This is a genomic window from Nocardioides eburneiflavus, assembly GCF_004785795.1.
Taxonomy (GTDB): Bacteria; Actinomycetota; Actinomycetes; order Propionibacteriales; family Nocardioidaceae; genus Nocardioides; species Nocardioides eburneiflavus.
In genome coordinates this window covers 3098774-3118829 of the sequence record NZ_SRRO01000001.1, presented here as the reverse complement: position 1 = coordinate 3118829, position 20056 = coordinate 3098774, and the positions used below count along the sequence as shown (strand labels likewise).

Here is a 20056-nt window from a genome sequence, read left to right as displayed (position 1 = left end):
TGGGCGGTGTTGGTGGGCATCGCCGAGCTCACATGGCCAATCCGCCATCGACCGGCAAGATGGTACCCGTGATGTAGCCGGCCTCTTCGGACGCGAGGAACGCGATGGCGGCTGCCATCTCGTGGGGCTGCGCGAAGCGCTTGAGCGGAATCTCGGCCGTCACTGCCTCCCGCCGGTTTTCGGGGATAGACGCGATCATCCGTGTCTCTGCGTTGGGCGAGATGGCGTTCACTGTCACCCCGAAGGCTGCGAGTTCCTTCGCCGCGGTCTTGGTGAAGCCGATGATGCCCGCCTTGGCTGTGGCGTAATTGGCTTGGCCCCGATTGCCGTGGAGACCGGTGAAGGAGGTGACGTTGATGACTCGTCCGTAGCCTTGCTCACGGAAGTGCGGGACCGCGGCGCGAGTCATGCGGAAGGTGCCGCCAGCGTGCACCGCAAGAACCTGATCCCAGTCCTCGTCGGTGAGCTTCCAGAGAACCTTGTCGCGCAGGATGCCCGCATTGTTCACGACGATGTCCACCCGCCCTGTCTCGCGGACCATCTGACCGATGGCGTTCTGGACGTCTTGGGTCGAGCTCACGTCGCCGACAATCGCGGTGCCCCCAACTTCCTCGGCTGAGCGCTTGACCTCGTCGGCGTCGGGGTCGATGAGGTAGACGCTGGCGCCGGCGGTAGCAAACGTGCGCGCCACCTCCTTGCCGATCCCTCGTGCGGACCCGGTGACGACGACGGTGCGTCCTGTGAACTCGAGGGCGAGGTTGCCCATGTTCGTTCCTTTCGACGGGACACCGCCACTGCTGACGACGTCTGGGAGGTTTTGGCTCTTGGCCTGGGACTACAGGTGTTCTGGAAGTACGTCCCGACAGAGCGGCTCACGGCGCGCTGCCACGTCGAACCAGGCCCCGATGCGGGGCAGCTCGTAGGCGAAGAAGTACTTCATTGCAGCGGTTCGTCCTGGGGCCTCACTGTGGTCGCTGCCGGCAGCGGCGACGGCGAGGTCGAGGTGGATCCAAGCGGCCACGACGTGGCCGAATCCTTGGAGGTACGGAGTGGCGTTCGCGAGCGCCTCCGAAGGATCTTCGGTGGCCCAGGCGCGTTCGGTCGCATCGAGCAGCTGATCCCAGGCCCGTGCCAGCGCGGCAGCCTCAGCCTTCATCCCGGCGCGCTCGGCGGCGCCGACCGTGCTACGGATCTCGAGGCCCAGCGCGTCCAGATGCGCACCACCGTCCACTCGGACCTTGCGGCCGAGAAGGTCGAGGCCCTGAATCCCGTGCGTGCCTTCGTGGATCATGTTGAGCCGCTGATCGCGCCAGTACATCTCCACGGGCCAGTCGCGGGTGTACCCGGCGCCGCCAAGGACCTGGATAGCGAGACTGTTGGACTCCAAGCACCACTCGCTGGGCCAGCTCTTGACTACCGGTGTGAGGATGTCGAGCAGCATCGACGCACGCTCCGCCTGAGCGGGCGTCCCGGTCATCTGATCGTCTAGCAGCCTGGCGGCGTACAGAGCGAGGGCAGTGCCCCCTTCTGCATACGCCTTCTGCGCCAGCAGCATTCGCTTCACGTCTGCGTGCTCGATGATTGGCACCTGAGGTCGTGAGGGATTCTTGGCGCCCTGCGTCCGCGGGCGGCCCTGGCGGCGATCCTTGGCGTAGTCGAGCGCGGTGGCGTAACCGGCCATGCCGAGCGACGCCGCTGCCAGACCGATCTCGATGCGCGCCGCATTCATCATGTGAAACATCTGGCGCAGCCCGTCACCGGCTTCTCCGACGAGGTAGCCAATCGCTCCCCCCGCTCCACGGGGGGTGTGCGTGCCATCGCCGAAAGCGAGCGCGGTGTTGGGTGTCCCATGATGCCCGAGCTTGTGATTGAGGCTGACCAACGTCACGTCGTTACGCTCAAGCAGGCGCGAATCTTCGTCCACCAGCACCTTGGGAACGATGAATAGCGAAATGCCCTTGGTGCTGGGGTCGACAGTCCCGTCCTCACGCACGATCTTCGCCAACACGAGGTGGATGATGTTCTCGGTAAGGTCGTGCTCGGCAGCCGAGATCCACATCTTGTTGCCGGTCAGGCGGTAACGCGGTCCTAGCGAGTCGGTCGCGTAATCCTCGCCGTCTCCTCGAGCAACCGTTGTGATGTCGGCGAGAGACGAGCCGGCCTGGGACTCGGACAGGCACATGGTTCCCGTCCATCGGAACTCGAGTTCCGGCACGGCAAACACGCGTTTCTGCATCTCCGTGCCGTGCTCCAACAGCAGCGACGCGTTGGCGTCGGTCAAGAGGAACGGCGCGAGATTGTGCCCAGACGCTCCGAAGATGACCCGAGTCGCTAGGTCGACGGTCCTCGGCAGCTGCATTCCGCCAAAGTCGGCGTCGTGGCTGGCTGCAAGGATCCCGAGGTCGCGGTAGGCCTGGAAGGCAAGATGAGTCTCTTGGGGAGTCACCACCCCCCCGTCCACCGCGTAGGGCTCCTGCTCGTCGCTGATCCGGTACGCCGGCTCGAAGCGATCTGCGGCCACGTCTGACGCAGCGCTCATTAGCTCGTCGAACGTTTCGCGGCTGTGCTCCTCGAACCGCTGTCGGCTCGTAAGGTCGCTGACCTTCAGCCAGTCGTGCAGCATGAAGTCCAACGCCGGCAGCAGCTTGCGCTGAAGAACGGTCTTACCCGCGGCCACGGCGTACCCCCTCGCGGCGCTCTGCTTGTCGACGAAGCTCGGCTCGCCCGAGGGTGTTGAGGTGCACCTCATCGGGTCCGTCAGCGAACCGCATCGTCCGCACAGACGCGAAGTCGTAGGAGAGCGGGAAGTCCTGCGACAGCCCGCCCGCTCCGTGCGCCTGGATCGCCTTGTCGAGAATCCACTCGACGGTGCGCGGGGTAGCAATTTTGATGGACTGAATCTCCGTGTGGGCGGCTCGGTTGCCTTGCGTGTCCATCAGCCATGCGGTCTTGAGCACGAGCAGCCGAAGCTGTTCGACCCGGACGCGCGACTCCGCAATCCAGGTCCTGATGACTCCTTGGTCTGCGAGTGGCTTACCGAAGGCCGTCCGACCGTCGACGCGCTCACACATGAGCTCGATTGCTCGTTCGGCGATACCAATCATCCGCATGCAGTGGTGGATGCGGCCCGGACCGAGACGTGCCTGGGCGATTGCGAAGCCCTTGCCTTCCTCGCCGATCAAGTTGCTGGCCGGGACCCGTACGTCGTGGAACTTGAGCTCGGCGTGCCCGCCGTGCTGATGGTCGTCGAATCCAAGAACATCCAGGTGTCTGGCGACACCTACGCCTGGGCGGTCGCGCTCGACCAAGATCATCGACTGCTGCTGGTGTCGATCGGCGGTGGGATCGGTCTTGCCCATGACGATGAAGATCTTGGCGTTGGGGTTCATTGCACCAGTGATCCACCACTTGGATCCGCTGATGACGTACTCATCTCCGTCGCGGCGGATCTCGGTGCAAACGTTGGTTGCATCAGACGACGGAACCGCGGGCTCAGTCATGGCAAATGAGGAGCGGATCTCGGCGTTGAGGAGGGGTTGGAGCCACTGCTCCTTCTGCGCCGCCGTGCCGAAGAGCGACAGGACCTCCATGTTGCCCGTGTCCGGAGCTGAGCAGTTGAGGGCTGCAGGGCCCAAGTGCATGCTGCGGCCGGTGATCTCGGCCAGGGGCGCGTATTGCAGGTTCGTAAGACCTCCCCCGTGGTCGCCAGGGAGGAAAAGGTTCCACAACCCCAAGTCGCGCGCTACGGCGCGGATCTCCTTCAACACTGGCAACGTGTCCCAGGCCCAACGGTCCTCGGCGGCCGAGAGTTCCTCATGGAAGCGTGTCTCGTTGGGGTAGACGTGCGTGTCCATGAAGGTCAGCAGCGTCTCCCGGCAGTCCTCGGTCTTGGCGTCGAGCGCGAACTCCATCAGTAGTTCTCCTCCATCGAGTCGAGGCCAGCAGCAAGGAGCGGACCGACGGTGTCGCCGATCGATTCGAAGCCGGGTCCGAGTGTCTGACCCTGTAGATAGCGGTAGTGGATGCCTTCGAGGATCCCTGCGAGCTTGAAACTGGCGAGCCCCAGGTAGAAGCCGAAGTCACCGAGGTCGCGGCCTGTGAGGCGCGCGTACCTCTTGAGAACGTCGTGCTCTGAGATGAACCCCTCTGCGTTGGAGGCGTCGGCGACCACCTCAAATCGCGCATCACCCACCATCGCTGCGAGGCGCATGTATACGACGGTCAGTCCCAGATCCGACAACACGTCGCCGATGGTGGACATCTCCCAGTCGATGACCGCGGCGGGACGGTCGCGTTCGTCGACGATCACGTTGTCGAGGCGGTAATCGCCGTGCACGACTCCGATGGGACCGGACGACGGGACACGCTCGGTAAGCAGCGATACGAGGCGGTCCGCGTCAGGAAGGTCTCGGGAGTGGGATGCTTGCATCTGGGTCTGCCACCTGGATACCTGCCGCGCGAGGTACCCCTCAGGTCGGCCGAAGTCCTGCAAGCCGGCTTCGCGATGGTCTACGGAATGAATGCGCGCCAGGACGTCGATGAACTCTTCGGACAGCGATCGAACTCGGTGCGGGCCCAGCTGGCCGAGATCGTGCCTGCTACGGAACGTGGAGCCTTCGACGAAGTCCATGAGGTAGAACGGCGCACCGATAATGCTTATGTCCTCGCAAGAGGCAAGTACGTGTGGCACCGGTACGTCGGTGCCGCCGAGTGCCCGCATGACCGTGTACTCGCGGCTCATGTCATGCGCGGTTGCCAGGACGTGACCCAGAGGGGGGCGACGAAGGATGCATGTTGTGCTCCCGAGCCGCAGCCGGTAGGTGAGGTTCGAGCGTCCACCAGTGATCAGTTCGGCGTCCAGTTCCTCATTGGCTCGGTCGGGCATCGTCTCGTCGATCCAGTCACGGAGTCGATCCAGGTCAATCCCCGGAATCGTCGTGGCCGGCGTGCTCATGCGGGCACCATGTAGCCGAGGCTCTCGGCGACGCAAACGGGCTTGTCCGCGCCTTCGCGCTCGATCACGATCCGGGTAGTCGACATGTACCCGTTCCCGAACTCCTCTAGGGAGATCATCTCGACGCCAGCGCGCACGCGGCTCGCCACCGTCACCGGAGCAGGGAATCGGACCTTGTTCAGGCCGTAGTTGATCTCCATCCGGAAGCCCTCGGTGCGATACACCCCCCACGTCAGGACGGGCAGCAACGACAACGTGAGGAAACCGTGAGCGATCGTCGAGCCGAACGGTCCGGCAGCGGCACGCTCGCGGTCCACATGAATCCACTGGAAGTCGCCTGTGGCCTCGGCAAACAGGTCGACTCGACGCTGGTCGATGTCGTACCAGTCGGAATGACCCACGTGGGTGCCCACTGCGTCTCGCAGTTCTTCCACGCTTCGGAAGACCTTCATCGCATATCCCTTCACGAGCGCCCTTCGCGCGGTCACCTCGATGGGTCGCGGGTTCGAGAGCGGGTCGAATGCTTGTGTCGGTAGCGTGCCGTGCAGGAGTCGATTGGATGAGCCGAGCGCGGGAAAGGCGCCCGGCCGGGGGATGTCCGGGCGCCGCTGAACACACGGGCTCGGTCAGAGGCTGGTTCGAATGCCAGTGGTCGAATCCAGACGGTCCTTGAGGTACGGCAGCACCACCGGTCCGTAGAGCGTGAAGCCGCGGTGGTGCGCGAGGTCCTTTGGTTGCTCTTCAATCACGCTGACCGTGCGCCGAGCCCATGCGGGCACTGACGCGAGCTGTTCCAGGGTGATGGACTGGGCACGGATGGTGTAGAGCACCACCCCCGTCATCGGGAGCCGCACGAAATGTGAAACCTCGCTGCGCATCCGCATCCTTTGGCCGACTTGCTCGTGAGGATCGCCCGCTAGGAACTCGCTCAACTCAGCCGACCATTCGGGCAGCGTATCCATGGAGATATCGAGCCTGCCTCCAACTTGGAACGACCATGGGTTGCGGCGGTACACCTCACCAGGCGGCATGGTCATCAGGAACCTCTCGGCTCGGCTGACGGTGCCGTCACCCATGATTCGCGGGATGGTCCCATGCGCTTCGTGGAAGGTCATTCCCGTGGTGAATGTCGGGGACCAAGCCATCGAGAACGTCACTAACGCGCTGTCGAGAACCAGGCCTTCTTCGTGCACGTCGAGGAGGAGCAGGTCCTCCTGGACTTGCCGAGCGATGTACTCCAACGGCTGGTGGGGAAGGGTGTCGGCGTCGCCGAAGACGAAGTCGTGGTGGATGTCCAGCAGCTTGTTCGTCCACGTCCAGTCAGTTCCTGAGATGCGGACCGCGAAATCGTCGGGGTACTCCGCCGCGAGCCGTCGCATGATGTACGTCATCGCGTCCCATTGGGCGGTGATCATGTGTGGGAACGCCGTGAAGCGTGCCCGGTCGGCCTCGAGGATGTCTCGGCGGATCTGGCTGGTGCGCTCGTAGTTGTGATCGACGACGAACATCGTGCGTCCCCAGGTGCCCACGCCGTTGTCCTTGGCAACACATGCCGGTTCGACGTCCACGCGAGGCCGCATCGAGTCGTCTTGAAGTGGGAACGGGAAGTGTTCGACGTCAGTGGCGGCGAAGTCGGTGGGACGCACTTGTCCTCCTTGTTTGGTCGGCGGGTTGTCTGTCACAGGTCGAGCGAGACGTGACCTTGTGCACGCGATACGCATACGAGCATCTGGTCCCCCGACTTCCGCTCGTCTGCGTCTAGTACCTCGTCGCGGTGAAGCGGCTTCCCGTCAAGGACCTTGGTGGCGCATTCACCGCAGAAACCTCGGCGACACAAGTTCCGTGCAGGCACGCCTGCGCCCTCCAAGGCTTCGAGTGCCGTCACACCGGCTGGCACGTCAACAGTCACCGCGCTTCGTCGTGCGTTGATCGTGAACGGCGGGCCTGCATTCAGGGCTGGGAGGGCGAATGCTTCGTGGTGGAGCCTGGCCGACGGCCAATAGGCATCCCGCGCCGCTCCGAGCACGGAATCGATCATCCCTTCCGGTCCGCAGACATAGAGGTGTGTGCCCATCGGCTGACGTCGCAGTAGTTCCGGGAGTGCTCCGGCGAACTGTTCACGCGAGAAGTACACGGTCGGGTCGGCATCCGCGAGCCCCAGGAAGTCGTCGAGATGCACTGCGCTGCGTGTCACGTAGTGGACCTCGTACGGACGTTTCCAGAATTGGTGCGAGCGGGCGTGCGACAGGATTGGCGTGACTCCGATCCCGGCAGCAATGAGGAGGTGCTTGCGCGCCGACCAGACAGGAGTGAAGTCGTCCCGCGGCGGCAAGGTCCACACGCTGTCACCCTCTGCGAGCTGGTGCAATCGCACCGAGCCGCCGCTGCCGCTCGTGTCTAGGCGAACCGATATCTCGTAGGCATCGGGCTGGTAGCCATCCCCGGTCAACGAGTACGAGTTGAAACGGCCTTCTCGCCACTGGACTGGCAGGTTGCTCCCTGGTGCGTAGGAATGCAGCGTCCCGCCCATCGCTGGCACGAGGCTGAGGCCGGCGACGTCGGGTACATTCCGCACGACAGAAGCGACAGCGAGCTCAATCAATCTGCCGTCGGCTTTCGGATGCTCGATCACGGTCGTGATCCTCGGTTCACCAAGCTGTCCTTGGACACATACTTCGCGAGGTACGCCGCCCGGCGTCGCGAGAAGTTGTAGTGCACGCTCAGGGACAGCCCGCAACTCGGGCAGGTCACCGCGTCACCTACGCCGGCAACCGCGGTGAACGTCTGGTGACAGTGGGCACAGAACAGGTTGCGCGGTTCAGCACCGTCCGACCAGGCGACCGCATCGTCACTGCCAGCCTCCCCGTCGATAGGGGCCACCACAACTTCTTCCGAGATCGCGCCCGAAGCGATGGCCTCCGACCTGGCGGCATACACCTCACGCTCCGACCCAACGAAAACGAAGCATGTGCCCACCGAGGCGGCGAGGATGTCCAATCCGATGCGAGCCAGCCCCTCCGAATCGAGGTTGTCCACGTGCACGCGATCGACGACCGACTGGGAAGACATGACTGTGGAAGCGAGGCGGTCAGCTACCTCTCGTGCCGCAGCGGCTCCTCCGAACCGCAACCCCAGGCCGCCGAAGCTCACCACCACATGGCGAGTTGCCGGTGGCAGACTCGATGGGCGTGCTGCGTGATTCGGTACGTTCGTCTGCCAGCGCTCGATCGAGCGAGGCCTCCGAGCCACAGCGTGATGCGAGGCCGAGACGGTTGGGTGGTCACTGGAAACCGCTCGCGGAACGGTCGGCTCCCTCATGCTGCGCTCACTCTCCGTGTGCTCTGGCGTCGTCGTCGGGAACTACTGTGCGGCGCGCCCGCATGGGCGAGAAGGTGTCATGGCGACCCGTGCCCGGTTGGGGGATGGATGACATACGGCTCAGCAGAGAAAGGCGTCGCTTCGCAGACGGCGACGGCGCGCGACGGCACCGCCATCGAGACCCGCCTCAAGTGCGAACGGTTCTGATGGACGACTCGACATCGTTTATCCGGCTCCGCATGTATGGATCTACCGATATGACCGAGTTGCGTACGACCACCTCACCAGCCCCAGGTTCTGCGAGCGGCACCTTGCGCCGGCGCGAAGTCGTCCTTCTTGGGCCACTTCTCGGGACGTGAGACAAGGCGGCGTTCGCGAGGCTTCACCTCAGACCGCGCTCGCACCTAGGTATGTCACGAGAGACGCTCCAGCACCATCGCCATTCCCTGGCCTCCACCGACGCACATGGTCTCGATGCCAAACTGCTTGTCGTAGTGCTGCAACGAGTTGATGAGCGTGCTCGTAATGCGGGCTCCGGTCATCCCGAACGGGTGCCCGATCGCGATGGCGCCGCCGTTGACGTTGAGCCTCTCGATCGGGATGCCAAGTTGCTGGGCCGAACCAAGTGCCTGGACAGCGAAAGCCTCGTTGATTTCGAAGAGGTCGATGTCGTTGATCGACATACCGGCATGCTTGAGCGCCTGCCGCACGGCTTCGACGGGCCCCAAGCCCATGATCTCGGGTGACAGCCCAGTCACTGCTGTGGAAACAACGCGCGCCAGCGGCTTGATCCCCAGCTGCTTCGCCTTGGTGTCGCTCATGATGACGAGGGCCGCGGCTCCGTCGTTGAGGGGGCAGGCGTTGCCGGCGGTGACGGTGCCGTCCTCTCGGAAAACGGGGCGAAGTCCTGAAACGCCCTCCATAGTCACTCCCGCGCGCGGGCCGTCGTCCGAACTAACTACTGTTCCGTCGGCCAGCGTCACCGGGGTGATGTCCTTGGCCCAGAAACCGTTGGCGATTGCTTCTTCCGCCAAGTTCTGGCTGCGTACGGCGAACTCGTCCTGCTCCTGGCGGCTCATGCCCAAGTGCTGGGCGACGTTCTCAGCGGTCTGGCCCATGGTGATGTAGACGTCCGGAAGCAGGCCCTGGCCCCGGGGGTCGTGCCAGATTGGAGCCGAACCCTTGCTGCGCTCAGCTGTACGGGCCACAGCTTCACTGAAGACAGGGTTCTCGGTGTCCGGCAGTCCGTCAGCCATTCCCTTGCCGTAGCGGCTCACAGTCTCCACTCCAGCCGAGATGAAGACCTCGCCCTCACCGGCGCGGATGGCGTGCATGGCCATCCGCGTCGTCTGCAGGCTGGAGGAACAGTAGCGATTCACCGTCACGCCCGGCACGTGGTCCATTCCGGCCTGCACGGCGATTGTTCGCGCCAGATTGTGACCCTGCTCGCCGGCCGGCTGCCCACAGCCAAGCATCAGGTCGACCACCTGAGTAGGGTCCAGTTCAGGGACCTTGTCCAGTGCGGCACGCAGCATTTGAACCGTGAGGTCATCCCCACGGGCGTCGCCGAGTGAGCCCTTGTTCGCGCGCCCGATCGGGGACCGGGCGGTGGACACGATGACGGCTTCTGGCATGGGTTCTCCTGAGGACGGTGCGGGGATGTCGCGGACGGTTGGACGCTGCGGGCGCGTCGCAGGGTCACTGTTGAGAGGGGACGACGACCTCAAAGTCGTGGACTTCCGGGCTGAGTCCCTGCTGGCGCAAGACGGCCTTGGCGACTCGTTCCGACGGTGTCTTGGGCAATGTGGGGACGACGTCGATGAAACGGGGCAACGCGAATCGGGGGAGGTCTTTTGACAGAGCTTCGCGCAGTTCTACGACGTCGAGGGCGGTGTCAGGCTTGGCCACGACGAAGAGCGCGATGTCTTCGTCGCCCAAGTCGGCTGGAATACCTACGGCGGCGCATTGGAGCACCGCGGGGTGCTGGTTTGCGATGTTCTCGACTTGCCAGGCGGACACGTTCTCGCCGCGGCGGCGGATGGAGTCCTTGAGCCGACCGATGTACTCCACGCGGCCGTTGGGCAGGCGCCGGACAAGGTCTCCTGTGTGGAACCACAGTCCTTGCCATGCTTCAACGGTGGCTTCTGGGTGACGCCAGTAGCCCTGCATGTGTGCATGGGGGTTGTCAGGGCGGACGAGGAGTTGCCCCGGCGTGCCTGCTGGTACCGAGCGGTCGTCCTGGTCGACGATCCGAACCTCGATACCGGGAAGTTCGCGGCCGACGTCCCCGGGCTCGTTCTCGTCTGGGTACTGGCAGAAGACCGTGTAGATCTCGGTCATTCCGTAGCCCTCGAGCAGGTCCACGTTGAACCGCTCAGAGAAGGAGGCGTGGATTGACGGGGGGATCGCTGACCCCATACCCAGGCGTCGACGGGCGCCGCGCTCGGGTCCTTCTGGTTGTTTGGCCAGAAGGTGCAGCATGGCTCCGATGAAGAGGAAGCCGTCGACGTCGTACTTCTCTACGTCTGGCCAATACTGGCTGGCACTGAAGCGTCTTTTGAGCACCATTGATGAGCGCGCGGCGATGGACTGCACGATTGCCATACGCGGATCGATGTGGCACAGGGGCTGTGTGCAGTAGAGGCGTTGCCCACGTTCGAGCGGCGCAGTTGCGTCGTAGGCGTGCAACGCGTGGCCGTAGTAGCCATGCGACATCATCACGCCCTTTGGCGGGCCGGTCGTCCCGGATGAAAACATGACCGTTGCGGTAGCTGAGGGCGAGGGAAGGGCCGGTAGGTCGTAGTCGCCGACCTGCGACAGAAGCTCTGCGACGGTCAGGTAGGTCACCTTGTCCGTGAAGGGGCTGCCGCCGGGTTCACCCACCACAACCGCGTGCTCGAGCGCGTCCCCTTCGGATTCGGTTGCGATACGCGCGAGGAGGTCAGCGGTGCCGACGACCGTTCTCGGATCTGCCTCGGATAGAACGTGTCGCAATGAGGCACCGGCCGATTCCTCGGAGACTGGTACGTCGATCAGCCCTAGCCGCTCGCTGCCGAGCCAAGCACACACCGCCTCGATGCAATTGGGGAGCATCACCAGCACTCGGTCTCCCGGTGTGAGTCCCAGCCCGCGCAATCCGCGAGCGAACGCTTCAACGTCGGACCACACCTGGGCAAACGTGTAGTCGACATCGTCCAGAGTGAGGAAAAGGTCCGACCCTGCGTCCTCGGATGCGAGCTCCAACTCACGCAAGTGGGTCGCTGATTGGTCAAGCACGCGTGCGGCTCCTATCGGTCGCGGGGACTGATCCCAGTCACATCCGACTATCGCGGAGCCACCGTCGAGGGGCCGGCGCGAAGCGGTCTTAGTGCCCGACCGGGGGATGACGCGCCTAGGATTCACGACATGGCGCGTTCCTCCCTCCCGCCGGGTCGTATCGTGCCCGCAGGCTCCAACAACGATGCCCGGGGACGACTCCTCGACGCGGCGGCGCAACTGTTCACCGAGTTCGGTTACGAGGGCACCGCGGTCACTCGTATCGCCAAGGCCGCTGGAATGACGCCTGCAAACATGTACTGGCACTTCCCCTCGAAGCAGGACCTACTCGCTGAGATGCTGACTCAGATGTACGCGTGGTCTCACGAGTACCTCGTTACCCGGCTCCCGGCCGACGGAGACCCAACCACTCGCCTCGCTGCGTACGTACGCGCGATGGTCCACATCCAGATCGAAGCCCTCTCCGAGAGTGGTAACCACAGCTACCTCACGCTGGCGACGTCGTTGGAGCCCAAGCGCCGCGAAGAGTTGGCGAAGCAACAGCGACAGTTCCTGGTGATCCTGAAGGAGATTTTGGAGGACGGTTCAACGGCCGGAGTCTTCGCCCTCCGCGACATCACGGTGACCACCTTCGCGATCCTCCAGATGTGCGAGTACAGCTTCCTGTGGTTCCGCAGCGGTGGCCGCCTCACCGTCGAAGAGGTCGAGGACGAATACGTAGCCTTGGCGCTGCGACTGGTAGGGGCTGCACCGCAGGAATGAGGGCCGGATCAAGCCACCAGCCCGAGTTCCCGTGCGCGACCGGCCGCCTGCGCACGGTTTCTTACGCCAAGCTTTCGATATACGGCGCTGGTGTGCTGTTTGACGGTGTGGCGCGAGAGGCTGAGGGCCAGGGCCATTTCGGGGTTGCTGAGGCCCGCGACCAGGTTGCGCAGGACGTCCAACTCACGTCGCGAGAGGGCAGACTCGGGTTCGGAGTCCGCGGAAGAGTCACGCGGGAACACCTGCTCGCCGGCGACCGCGCGCTCCACGACTGCAAGGATGCTTGGTGCCGGCAGGTGCTTGGGCAAGAAGCCGATGGCGCCGTTGGCGCGGGCTAGCGAGTTCGAGACTCGCCCTTCGGACGACATCAGCAACACGCGCACGTGCGGCATGTGGTCGCGGATGTGTCGACACAGCACGAGGCCGGATTCGCCGGCAACCGACGTGCTGAGGACCACGAGCTGGGGCTGGTGGCGGCGAACGAGGTCCCATGCAGTTTGGAGCGAACCCGCCGTCAGACATGAGGCGACATAGGTCTGGTCCGTCAGGAGGGCACGTAGGCCGGCTTGGACGAGTTCCATGTCATCAACTACGAGAATTCGCTGGGGCCGGCAACGGTCTGGGTCATGCACGTCGTTCGAGACGGCGACGAGGGCGTCCTGGTCGGCGGGTCGTTCGGCAAGCAATGCAGTCATCGCAACTCCTCCTGAATGAACGATCAGTCACAACATAACTGATCGTTCATTCAGGAGCAAGGGTCAGATGCCCGGTCCAGTCCCCCATGTGGGCGCACTTCGCCTTGAGGTGGTTCCCAATGGAGGACGAAGCCGCCAGCGTGGGCATCCCAGTCCCTTGCCAACCCTTGAAGGACCTTGATGCCGACCAACGCCGAATCTTCAGCTGCCGACCTCTTCGACATGGCAGGCAAGCGGGCACTAGTTACCGGGGCCAGTCGCGGCATCGGTCGTGCGATCGCTCTTGAGTTCGCGGCAAGAGGTGCAGTCGTGTCTGCGATGGCTCGAACCAACAGCGACCTCGTGGAGACCTGCACCCGCGCTTCGGAGATGCCGGGCTCGATCAGTCCAGTTGTGGCCGACCTCGGCAATCCCGACGCGATACGTGACGGCGTGTCGCAAGCTACCGCCGAATTGGGCGGGCTGGACATCTTGGTGAACAACGCAGGTTACGACAACGAGCAGACCGTCCAACGCACCACGTTGGACGAGTGGCAAAGGGTCATGGACCTGAATCTGCGGGCCGTGCTCCTGCTGTGCCAAGAGGCAGGCCCCCAACTTCTCGACGGCGGCGGCAAGGTGGTGAACGTCGCTTCGATGTTCGGCCTCGTAGCGGTGCGCGGAGAGGCGGCGTACACGGCTTCGAAGCATGCGGTCATCGGTCTGACCAAGGCACTTGCGCTCGAGTGGGCACGCAAGGGAGTTCAGGTCAACGCTCTGTGCCCCGGCTTCGTGGAGACCGACATGTTGGCAAGCGCCACCGCGGTAGAGGAAGCAGCCGCCTACATGCGCAAGGCGACGCCCGTTGGGCGCTGGGCACAGGTTGAGGACATGACCGGACCAGCGGTGTTCTTGGCGACAGCAGCCTCCAACTTCATGACGGGACAGACCCTCGTCGTCGACGGCGGCTACACCGCTCAGTAAGCGCCCGTCCTACCAGCCATCACTAGCGAAAGGAGCACGACATGCACGTCATCATCGTCGGAGGCGGCGGCGACATGGGTCGTGTGGCCAGCGTCGTCGTTGCCGCAGACTCGGCCATTACGTCCGTCACGGTTGCCGACCTCAGCGACGCACGTGCGCGGGAGGTCGCGCACGACATCGGGGACAAGGCGTCGCACCTGCAGCTCGACGTGACCGACCGTGACGCCCTCGTCAGGGCGTTCGAAGGCGCGGACATCGTGATCAACACGGTCGGCCCCTTCTACCTTTTCGGTCCGCCAGTTCTGCAGGCCGCCATCGACTGCGGCGTGCATTACCTCGACATCGCTGACGACTGGGAACCCACCATCGAGATGTTCGCCTTGCATGAGAAGGCTGAGGCTGCGGGAGTGACGGCCATCGTAGGCATGGGCGCCTCCCCCGGCGTCTCGAATCTCCTGGCTGCAGTGGCTCACGCACAGTTCGACACCGTGGAGACTCTGCACACGGTCTGGCGCGGCGGAGTCGGCATTCCTCCGGTGCCTGAGGACCCGGCGGACGTGCAGCCTTCTGCTGCGATCGACCACTGGATTCACAACCTGGCTGACCCGATCCGCGTCTGGCGTGACGGGCAGTTCCATCAGGCTGACGCACTCGAGGAGTTCACCGTGGACTACCCGGGTTACGGTGTTGGGACGCTTTGGACCTGCGGTCACCCCGAGCCGATCTCGCTCCCTCGCACATTCCCCGAGATCAAGCACTCGGTGAACGCGATGTTCGGTCGCCCCGGACTGATGAACATCGCCCGCGGACTACGTGACCGGGTCCGCACCGGCGAGCTCACAGTGGCCGAGGCCAGTCGAGAGCTCCTGCTCACCCCCGGCCGCAGGTGGCCTGAAGCCGGCGAGATCCCTCCGTTTCCAGGGGTCTTCTCCTACGCAGAAGGCGTGAAGGACGGACGCCGAGCGAGAGTCTTCGTCACGACTCCTCTGATGCCTCGCGGCGGGATGGGCGAGTCGACGTGCATTCCCACAGCCATCGCGGCTCTCATGTTGGCGCGTGGGGAGATCACGACTCGGGGAGTCCAGGGACCGGAGGCCTTCATCGACCCACGAGACTTCATCGAACGTCTCGCGCCGTACGCCGGCGCGGCCGGCGGCGAGCCACCGCTTGACGTGCGCGTGGTGTTCGACGACGGGGCACCCTCGTGAGCGGAAGTGATGCCGTCATCAACTTGGCAATCGATTCGCTCGTCTTGGCCTCATGGGGCGAGGTCGTTACCGGGATTCTGCGCGGCGAGCCGGGTCGAATCGAACAGCAACTTGACGGTGACGCGGTGTTCTACGACGCCTTCTTCGGAACTGTCACCGGCGCTGCCAACATCGCGCGGAAGCTGGGCAGAATGAAGGGTCGGGCCTTCAACAGCGCTACGGGCGAGGTTCGGACAGCGCTCTCCGACGAGACCAGTTGCGCCGTCGAATGGATTCAACGCCTCACCACACCGGAGGGGCCGATGACCCTGGAGGTCGCAAGTTTCTGTTCGGTACGGGATGGGCGCATCACTCGATTGTGCGATTACGTACAGCCACTCGAGAACCGCAAACCCTGATCCCAGAGGAACGTCAAAGCCGCCGCCCAGATATCCCGGGCGGCGGCATTGACGCCTACGGCTACAGCAACATCAGGCCAGGACGCTGACCTCGTCGGCGACGTGATGTACCCCCGTAGCGGGGCCGGGGTCCACGAGACTGGTTGCGGCGGGGTTCCAGGTGACGACGACCGCGTCGCCGGGTCGGTGCTGGAACTGAGGCGCCATTTCGTCCGCCATGAGTTCCTGACCTCGGACGTCGATGATCAGCCGTTGCCGTCCACCAAGGTAGATGACGTTCGAGACGGTTCCGGTCAGGGAATTCAGATTGTCCGCCACCACGTGCCCTGCAGGGACGACGCGAAGTTGTTCGGGACGGATGACGAGCGCTGCACGTTCCCCCGCGGATGCTCCAGTTGCCGGAGCCCTCAGATTGAATCCGTCGCCGCTGAAGCGCATGTCGTCGCCGTCCTGGACCAGCGAGCCGCGCATCACGTTCGAGTTGCCAAGGAACTGCGCAGCGAAGAGGGTCCGTGGATTCTCGTAGAGCTCGTGCGCCGTCGCCACGTGCTCCAGTCCGCCTTCGTTGAAGACCGCGATGCGGTCGGACATGACGAGCGCTTCCTCTTGGTCATGAGTAACGAAGATGAAGGTGACGCCGACCTCTTGGTGGATCCGCTTGATCTCTAGCTGCAGACCCTCGCGCAGTCTCTTGTCGAGCGCGCCTAGCGGCTCATCGAGCAGTAGGAGCTGAGGGTCAAATACCAACGCTCGGGCGAGAGCAACTCGCTGCTGCTGGCCACCAGAGAGCTCGCGTGGATAGCGGCTCGCGAGATGGGACAGGCCCACGGTTTCGAGGATCGCGCCGACCTTGCGTGTGATCTCGCTCTTCTTCAGTTTTCGCTGCTTGAGGGGGAACGCGACGTTGTCGGTCACTCGCAGGTGCGGGAACAGAGCGTAGTTCTGGAAGACCACCCCGATGTTGCGTCGGTGAGGTGGGATTCCGACCAGGGAGCGATCGCCCATCAGAATCTGCCCGTCATCGGGCTCGACGAACCCGGCGATGAGGTTGAGTGTGGTCGTCTTTCCGCTGCCGCTCGGCCCGAGGAAGGTCATGAACTCCCCCGGCGCGATCGTCAGGTCGACATTGTCGAGGGCTGTAACGCTTCCGTACCTCTTAGTCAGCCCATTGAGGGTGAGCCCTACCCCGTGGTTCTTTACGGCCATGACTATCGCCTTTCCCTCATCGCACTGAGAACACCGATGAGGATCATGAGAAGAGTGGTCACTACGAGCAGCAGGGTGGAGGCCGCCGCCACTGTCGGATCGAACTCCTGAGTGACGCTTTGGTAGATCTTGACGGGCAGGGTCCGGGTGAACGGACCCGACAGGAAGAGCGTGATGATGGCCTCGTCGAAGGAGGTCAGGAACGCGAACAAGGCGCCGGTGATCACTCCTGGGGCGATCAGGGGCAACATCACTTGCCGGAACGCGCTCCATGGGCGCGCTCCCAGACTCTGCGCAGCCTTCACGAGTTGGTGATCGAAGCCCGACAGTGAAGCCGTTACCGTGACGATCACGAATGGGATCGCCATCACCGTGTGGGCAATCACGAAGCCCCAGTAATTCTGCGTCAAGCCGAGCTTGAGGAACACGTAGAAGATACCGATAGCCGTGATCACACCGGGCACGATGATCGGCGCGAGGAGCCAGGCTCGCGCAGCACCCTTCCAGGCACCGAGCGCCTTGTTCAGGCCGAGTGCTGCGGCCGTTCCCAGGACAGTCGCAATGACAGTCACCACCAGGCCGACGCGCAGCGAGAGGATGGCCGATTCGTACCAGCCGGGGTCGGTGAAGAAGTTCTCGTACCACTGGGTCGAGAAACCCTTAGGCAGCCGCAAGCTCTTCTGATCCGAGAAGCTCACAGGCACCACCACGAAGGTGGGAAGGACGAGCACCATGCCGACCAGTACCGAGTATGCGATCAGCAGGGCGCGTCCGAGGGATACGGAACGGCCGGTCATCGCGCACCTCCAGCATCGATGCCGCGCGTGCGCGCGCGGGTCACGATCCCGGCGAGGCCAAAGAGAACCAACGTGAGCACCAGCAGAATGAACGCCATGGCGCCGCCTCGGCCGAACGCCAGCAACTTGCTGGTCTGGATGACGATCTGTTGGGAGATCAGGCTTTCACCCGGACTTCCCAGAAGCGCCGGGGTGAAGTAGAAGCCCAGGGACAACACGAACACGAGCATGCCTCCAGCGAACACACCAGGCACCGCCAGCGGTAGGTAGATCTTGACAAATGCCTTCGCGGGGTTGGCCCCAAGACTCTGCGCCGCATCCAGCAGCCTGCGATCGATTCCTTGCAGGCCGGCGTAGAGCGGCAGGACCAGGAACGGAAGTAGCACCTGGGTCGCGCCGATCGTCATGCCGGCGACATTGCCGATCAGTCGTGGTGCGTCGATGCCGAAGGACTCGATGAGGGCCGGGACGGGGCCAACGTCCTGGAGCAGGATGACCCAGGCGTAGGTCCGCACCACGAGGTTTGACCAAAACGGCAGCATCACACCGGCGATCATGACCAGCCGCCACCTCTTGCTCACTGTCGTCATGAGGTATGCGTATGGGAAACCCAGCACGAGGCACGACACCGTGACCCACGCGGCAACCAGGAAGGTGCGGCGCAGAATCGTCATCTGGGTCGCGTCCGAGAAGTACCAACTGAAGTTCGAGTACCAACTTCCCTCCCCGGTCGGAAAGTCTGTGATGCTCAGCCAAAACATCTGTAGCACCGGGTAGCCGAATGCGAGAGCGACAAAAACGGCTGCCGGAAGCACCAACAGCGGGTTGGTGAGGGCGAAGCGTCTTTTCCTCTGCGCGTCACCGGACGCTTGTGGATGCGCGTCCAGGTCCATTGTCTCCTTGACGAGGCTCATGGCGCCCTCCGTCCTTGCCGTGTGTCCTCACGGTAGGCGCAGTCGCGCTGTGACCTCAGGCACCTCCCTAGTCACCGCCCAACTGGGGGATGCTAACCCGGTGGGCAATCGCCACTCCCCCGATCGGGCGTTGTGTGAGGAGCCAGGACCTCGCTGGCAGGTGCTTGAGCCAATCTGAGGTGTACATAGACACGCACGATCCGGAGGTCACCATGGTCCACACCGACGCTGACGTCATTGTTCTTGGGGCGGGCATCGCAGGTATGACCGCGGCATACGAGCTGCGCGACCACCGGGTGATCGTGCTCGAGGAGCTCGACCGCGTCGGTGGACGAACATACTCGGGCGGCGACGACCAGATCTGGTACAACCTCGGCGCGCAGATTGTCACGAGCCCGCGGCTTCTGTCCCTGTGCGAGGAGCTTGGGATTGATTCGGTTTCAATCGAGGGTGCGGACTTCGCGGTCGGCATCGACGACCGATGGGCTCGAGGCTCCACCGCTGAGAAGCTGTTCTTGAAGATGCCGCTCACGTTGGCAGAGAAGGCGGACTTCGCTGTGACCGTGCTTCGCCTGCGACGACTTCTGCACCGCGTGCCGAAGATGACACAGGACGAGAAGCTGGAGCTCGACTCGCAGTCGCTTTCACGCGTCATCGGACGAGCCGCCCCGACCACTCACCAGATTCTCAACGGCTTCTGCGAGGGCGCAGCCGGCGTGCCTGCCAATGAGGTCTCCGCTCTCATGGGGCTCGTATACGGCCTGAGCGCCTACATCGACCCCAAGTCGAGCAAGCAGGTGCGCGGAGCTCGTGGAGGCACTCAACGCATCACGCAGCGCATCGCCGAGGTGCTGCCAGCAGACGCTGTGCGCCTCGGTTGTCGAGTGATCAAGGTCGACCAGGACAGCGACCACGTGACAGTCCACTTTGAGGACCAAGATGGTCAGCAGCAGAGCTTGAACGCTCTTCGAGTAGTGTGCGCGATGCCCTCGTCGGCTGTCGTGGGCGTGTTCGACGACCTTCCAGGCGACATGCGCAGCGCCATGCTGAGCCGAGCACCGTACGGGCAGATTGTCTCGGTGGCTTGGCCCGTGAAGGATCGAGTCCGAGCTCCATGGGACGGGATGTTCTTCCTGCCCGTGTCTGGGCGATCGCCGTTCTCGCTCTTCACCAACTTCTCCTACCTCGGTAAGCGCGACTGTCCGGAGCTGGGGGGCCATGTCGTCACCATCGCGAATGCACACAAGGCGCAGGCGGTGCTCCTAGGCACGGACGCCGAGATCGTGAGCCGGTTCTTCGACCACATCGTCGCGATGTTCCCTGAGGCGCGCACGCTGATTGACCCGGCCGGAGCGGTGGTCCAGCGGTGGAGCCCCGTGGGACTGCCTTGGATGCGACCGGGCTCGTACGCCGATCGTTCGGCACTGCGCCAGGCACATGGGCGTGTGCGTTTCTGCGGCGACTACACGGCCGAGCCTGGCCTCGCCGGCGCCAACAACAGCGGCTACCACGTGGGCCGATCCGTTGGCGAGGAACTCCGTGCGTCTGTGGCTGCGTCGGCCTAG

At 63.8% G+C, this 20056-nt stretch carries 20 protein-coding genes; 5 read left to right on the top strand and 15 right to left on the bottom strand.

Annotated elements, in window-relative coordinates:
* Positions 1-28: 28 nt before the first annotated feature.
* The 11 genes from EXE59_RS14690 to EXE59_RS14640 form a co-directional block, all read right to left on the bottom strand.
* Positions 29-766, bottom strand: a complete 738-nt coding sequence (locus EXE59_RS14690) for an SDR family oxidoreductase (protein WP_135839577.1) — start codon at positions 764-766, stop codon at positions 29-31.
* Positions 767-835: 69 nt separating this feature from the next.
* Positions 836-2677 (bottom strand): acyl-CoA dehydrogenase, encoded by a 1842-nt coding sequence (locus EXE59_RS14685; RefSeq protein WP_246056801.1) that lies wholly within the window; start codon positions 2675-2677, stop codon positions 836-838.
* Positions 2664-3911, bottom strand: coding sequence for an acyl-CoA dehydrogenase family protein (locus EXE59_RS14680; protein WP_135839575.1), 1248 nt, complete (start codon positions 3909-3911; stop codon positions 2664-2666). The genes EXE59_RS14685 and EXE59_RS14680 overlap by 14 nt, the downstream gene beginning before the upstream one ends.
* Complete coding sequence (locus EXE59_RS14675) at positions 3911-4954, bottom strand: phosphotransferase family protein (protein WP_135839574.1); 1044 nt, start codon at positions 4952-4954, stop codon at positions 3911-3913. The genes EXE59_RS14680 and EXE59_RS14675 overlap by 1 nt, the downstream gene beginning before the upstream one ends.
* Complete coding sequence (locus tag EXE59_RS14670) at positions 4951-5406, bottom strand: MaoC family dehydratase (protein WP_135839573.1); 456 nt, start codon at positions 5404-5406, stop codon at positions 4951-4953. Before EXE59_RS14670 ends, EXE59_RS14675 begins: the two co-directional genes overlap by 4 nt.
* A gap of 174 nt (positions 5407-5580) precedes the next feature.
* Complete coding sequence (locus EXE59_RS14665; RefSeq protein ID WP_168218529.1) at positions 5581-6600, bottom strand: heme-dependent oxidative N-demethylase family protein; 1020 nt, start codon at positions 6598-6600, stop codon at positions 5581-5583.
* A gap of 32 nt (positions 6601-6632) precedes the next feature.
* Positions 6633-7586: a PDR/VanB family oxidoreductase gene (locus tag EXE59_RS14660; protein ID WP_135839571.1), complete on the bottom strand. Its 954-nt coding sequence runs from the start codon at positions 7584-7586 to the stop codon at positions 6633-6635.
* Positions 7583-8023: a dimethylamine monooxygenase subunit DmmA family protein gene (locus tag EXE59_RS14655; protein WP_135839570.1), complete on the bottom strand. Its 441-nt coding sequence runs from the start codon at positions 8021-8023 to the stop codon at positions 7583-7585. The genes EXE59_RS14660 and EXE59_RS14655 overlap by 4 nt, the downstream gene beginning before the upstream one ends.
* Positions 8024-8459: 436 nt before the next feature.
* Entirely contained in the window at positions 8460-8636 is a 177-nt protein-coding gene (locus EXE59_RS25105; RefSeq protein WP_210429005.1) for a hypothetical protein, read from the bottom strand.
* Positions 8637-8685: 49 nt separating this feature from the next.
* A complete protein-coding gene (locus EXE59_RS14645) occupies positions 8686-9906 on the bottom strand; it encodes an acetyl-CoA C-acetyltransferase (protein WP_135839569.1) in 1221 nt (406 codons plus the stop codon).
* Positions 9907-9970: 64 nt separating this feature from the next.
* Positions 9971-11548 carry an AMP-binding protein gene (locus EXE59_RS14640; protein WP_168218528.1) on the bottom strand — a complete coding sequence of 526 codons (1578 nt, stop codon included), beginning with the start codon at positions 11546-11548 and terminating at the stop codon, positions 9971-9973.
* A 129-nt stretch (positions 11549-11677) separates the two neighbouring features.
* Between EXE59_RS14640 and EXE59_RS14635 the strand changes: the two genes are divergently transcribed.
* The gene (locus EXE59_RS14635; RefSeq protein WP_135839567.1) at positions 11678-12310 is read left to right on the top strand and encodes a TetR/AcrR family transcriptional regulator; all 633 of its coding nucleotides are present in this window, start codon (positions 11678-11680) and stop codon (positions 12308-12310) included.
* Positions 12311-12318: 8 nt separating this feature from the next.
* On the opposite strand, the gene EXE59_RS14630 is transcribed toward EXE59_RS14635, so the two are convergent.
* A complete protein-coding gene (locus tag EXE59_RS14630; RefSeq protein ID WP_135839566.1) occupies positions 12319-13005 on the bottom strand; it encodes a response regulator transcription factor in 687 nt (228 codons plus the stop codon).
* Positions 13006-13185: 180 nt separating this feature from the next.
* On the opposite strand from EXE59_RS14630, the gene EXE59_RS14625 reads away from it, so the two are divergent.
* Genes EXE59_RS14625 through EXE59_RS14615 form a run of 3 tightly spaced genes read left to right on the top strand, consistent with a single transcriptional unit; the run spans position 13186 to position 15574 of the window.
* The gene (locus EXE59_RS14625) at positions 13186-13968 is read left to right on the top strand and encodes an SDR family NAD(P)-dependent oxidoreductase (RefSeq protein WP_135839565.1); all 783 of its coding nucleotides are present in this window, start codon (positions 13186-13188) and stop codon (positions 13966-13968) included.
* 41 nt (positions 13969-14009) lie between these two features.
* Positions 14010-15176 carry a saccharopine dehydrogenase family protein gene (locus EXE59_RS14620; protein ID WP_135839564.1) on the top strand — a complete coding sequence of 389 codons (1167 nt, stop codon included), beginning with the start codon at positions 14010-14012 and terminating at the stop codon, positions 15174-15176.
* Positions 15173-15574: a nuclear transport factor 2 family protein gene (locus EXE59_RS14615; protein WP_135839563.1), complete on the top strand. Its 402-nt coding sequence runs from the start codon at positions 15173-15175 to the stop codon at positions 15572-15574. Before EXE59_RS14620 ends, EXE59_RS14615 begins: the two co-directional genes overlap by 4 nt.
* 72 nt (positions 15575-15646) lie before the next feature.
* On the opposite strand, the gene EXE59_RS14610 is transcribed toward EXE59_RS14615, so the two are convergent.
* The 3 genes from EXE59_RS14610 to EXE59_RS14600 are packed head-to-tail and all read right to left on the bottom strand — an operon-like array spanning position 15647 to position 18491.
* Positions 15647-16780 carry an ABC transporter ATP-binding protein gene (locus tag EXE59_RS14610; protein WP_135839562.1) on the bottom strand — a complete coding sequence of 378 codons (1134 nt, stop codon included), beginning with the start codon at positions 16778-16780 and terminating at the stop codon, positions 15647-15649.
* Positions 16781-16782: 2 nt separating this feature from the next.
* On the bottom strand, positions 16783-17577 hold the full coding sequence (locus EXE59_RS14605; RefSeq protein ID WP_135839561.1) for an ABC transporter permease: 795 nt from the start codon (positions 17575-17577) through the stop codon (positions 16783-16785).
* On the bottom strand, positions 17574-18491 hold the full coding sequence (locus EXE59_RS14600) for an ABC transporter permease (RefSeq protein WP_210429004.1): 918 nt from the start codon (positions 18489-18491) through the stop codon (positions 17574-17576). The genes EXE59_RS14605 and EXE59_RS14600 overlap by 4 nt, the downstream gene beginning before the upstream one ends.
* A 212-nt stretch (positions 18492-18703) precedes the next feature.
* Here EXE59_RS14600 and EXE59_RS14595 point away from each other — a divergent pair, with 212 nt between their 5' ends.
* Entirely contained in the window at positions 18704-20056 is a 1353-nt protein-coding gene (locus tag EXE59_RS14595) for a flavin monoamine oxidase family protein (RefSeq protein WP_168218527.1), read from the top strand.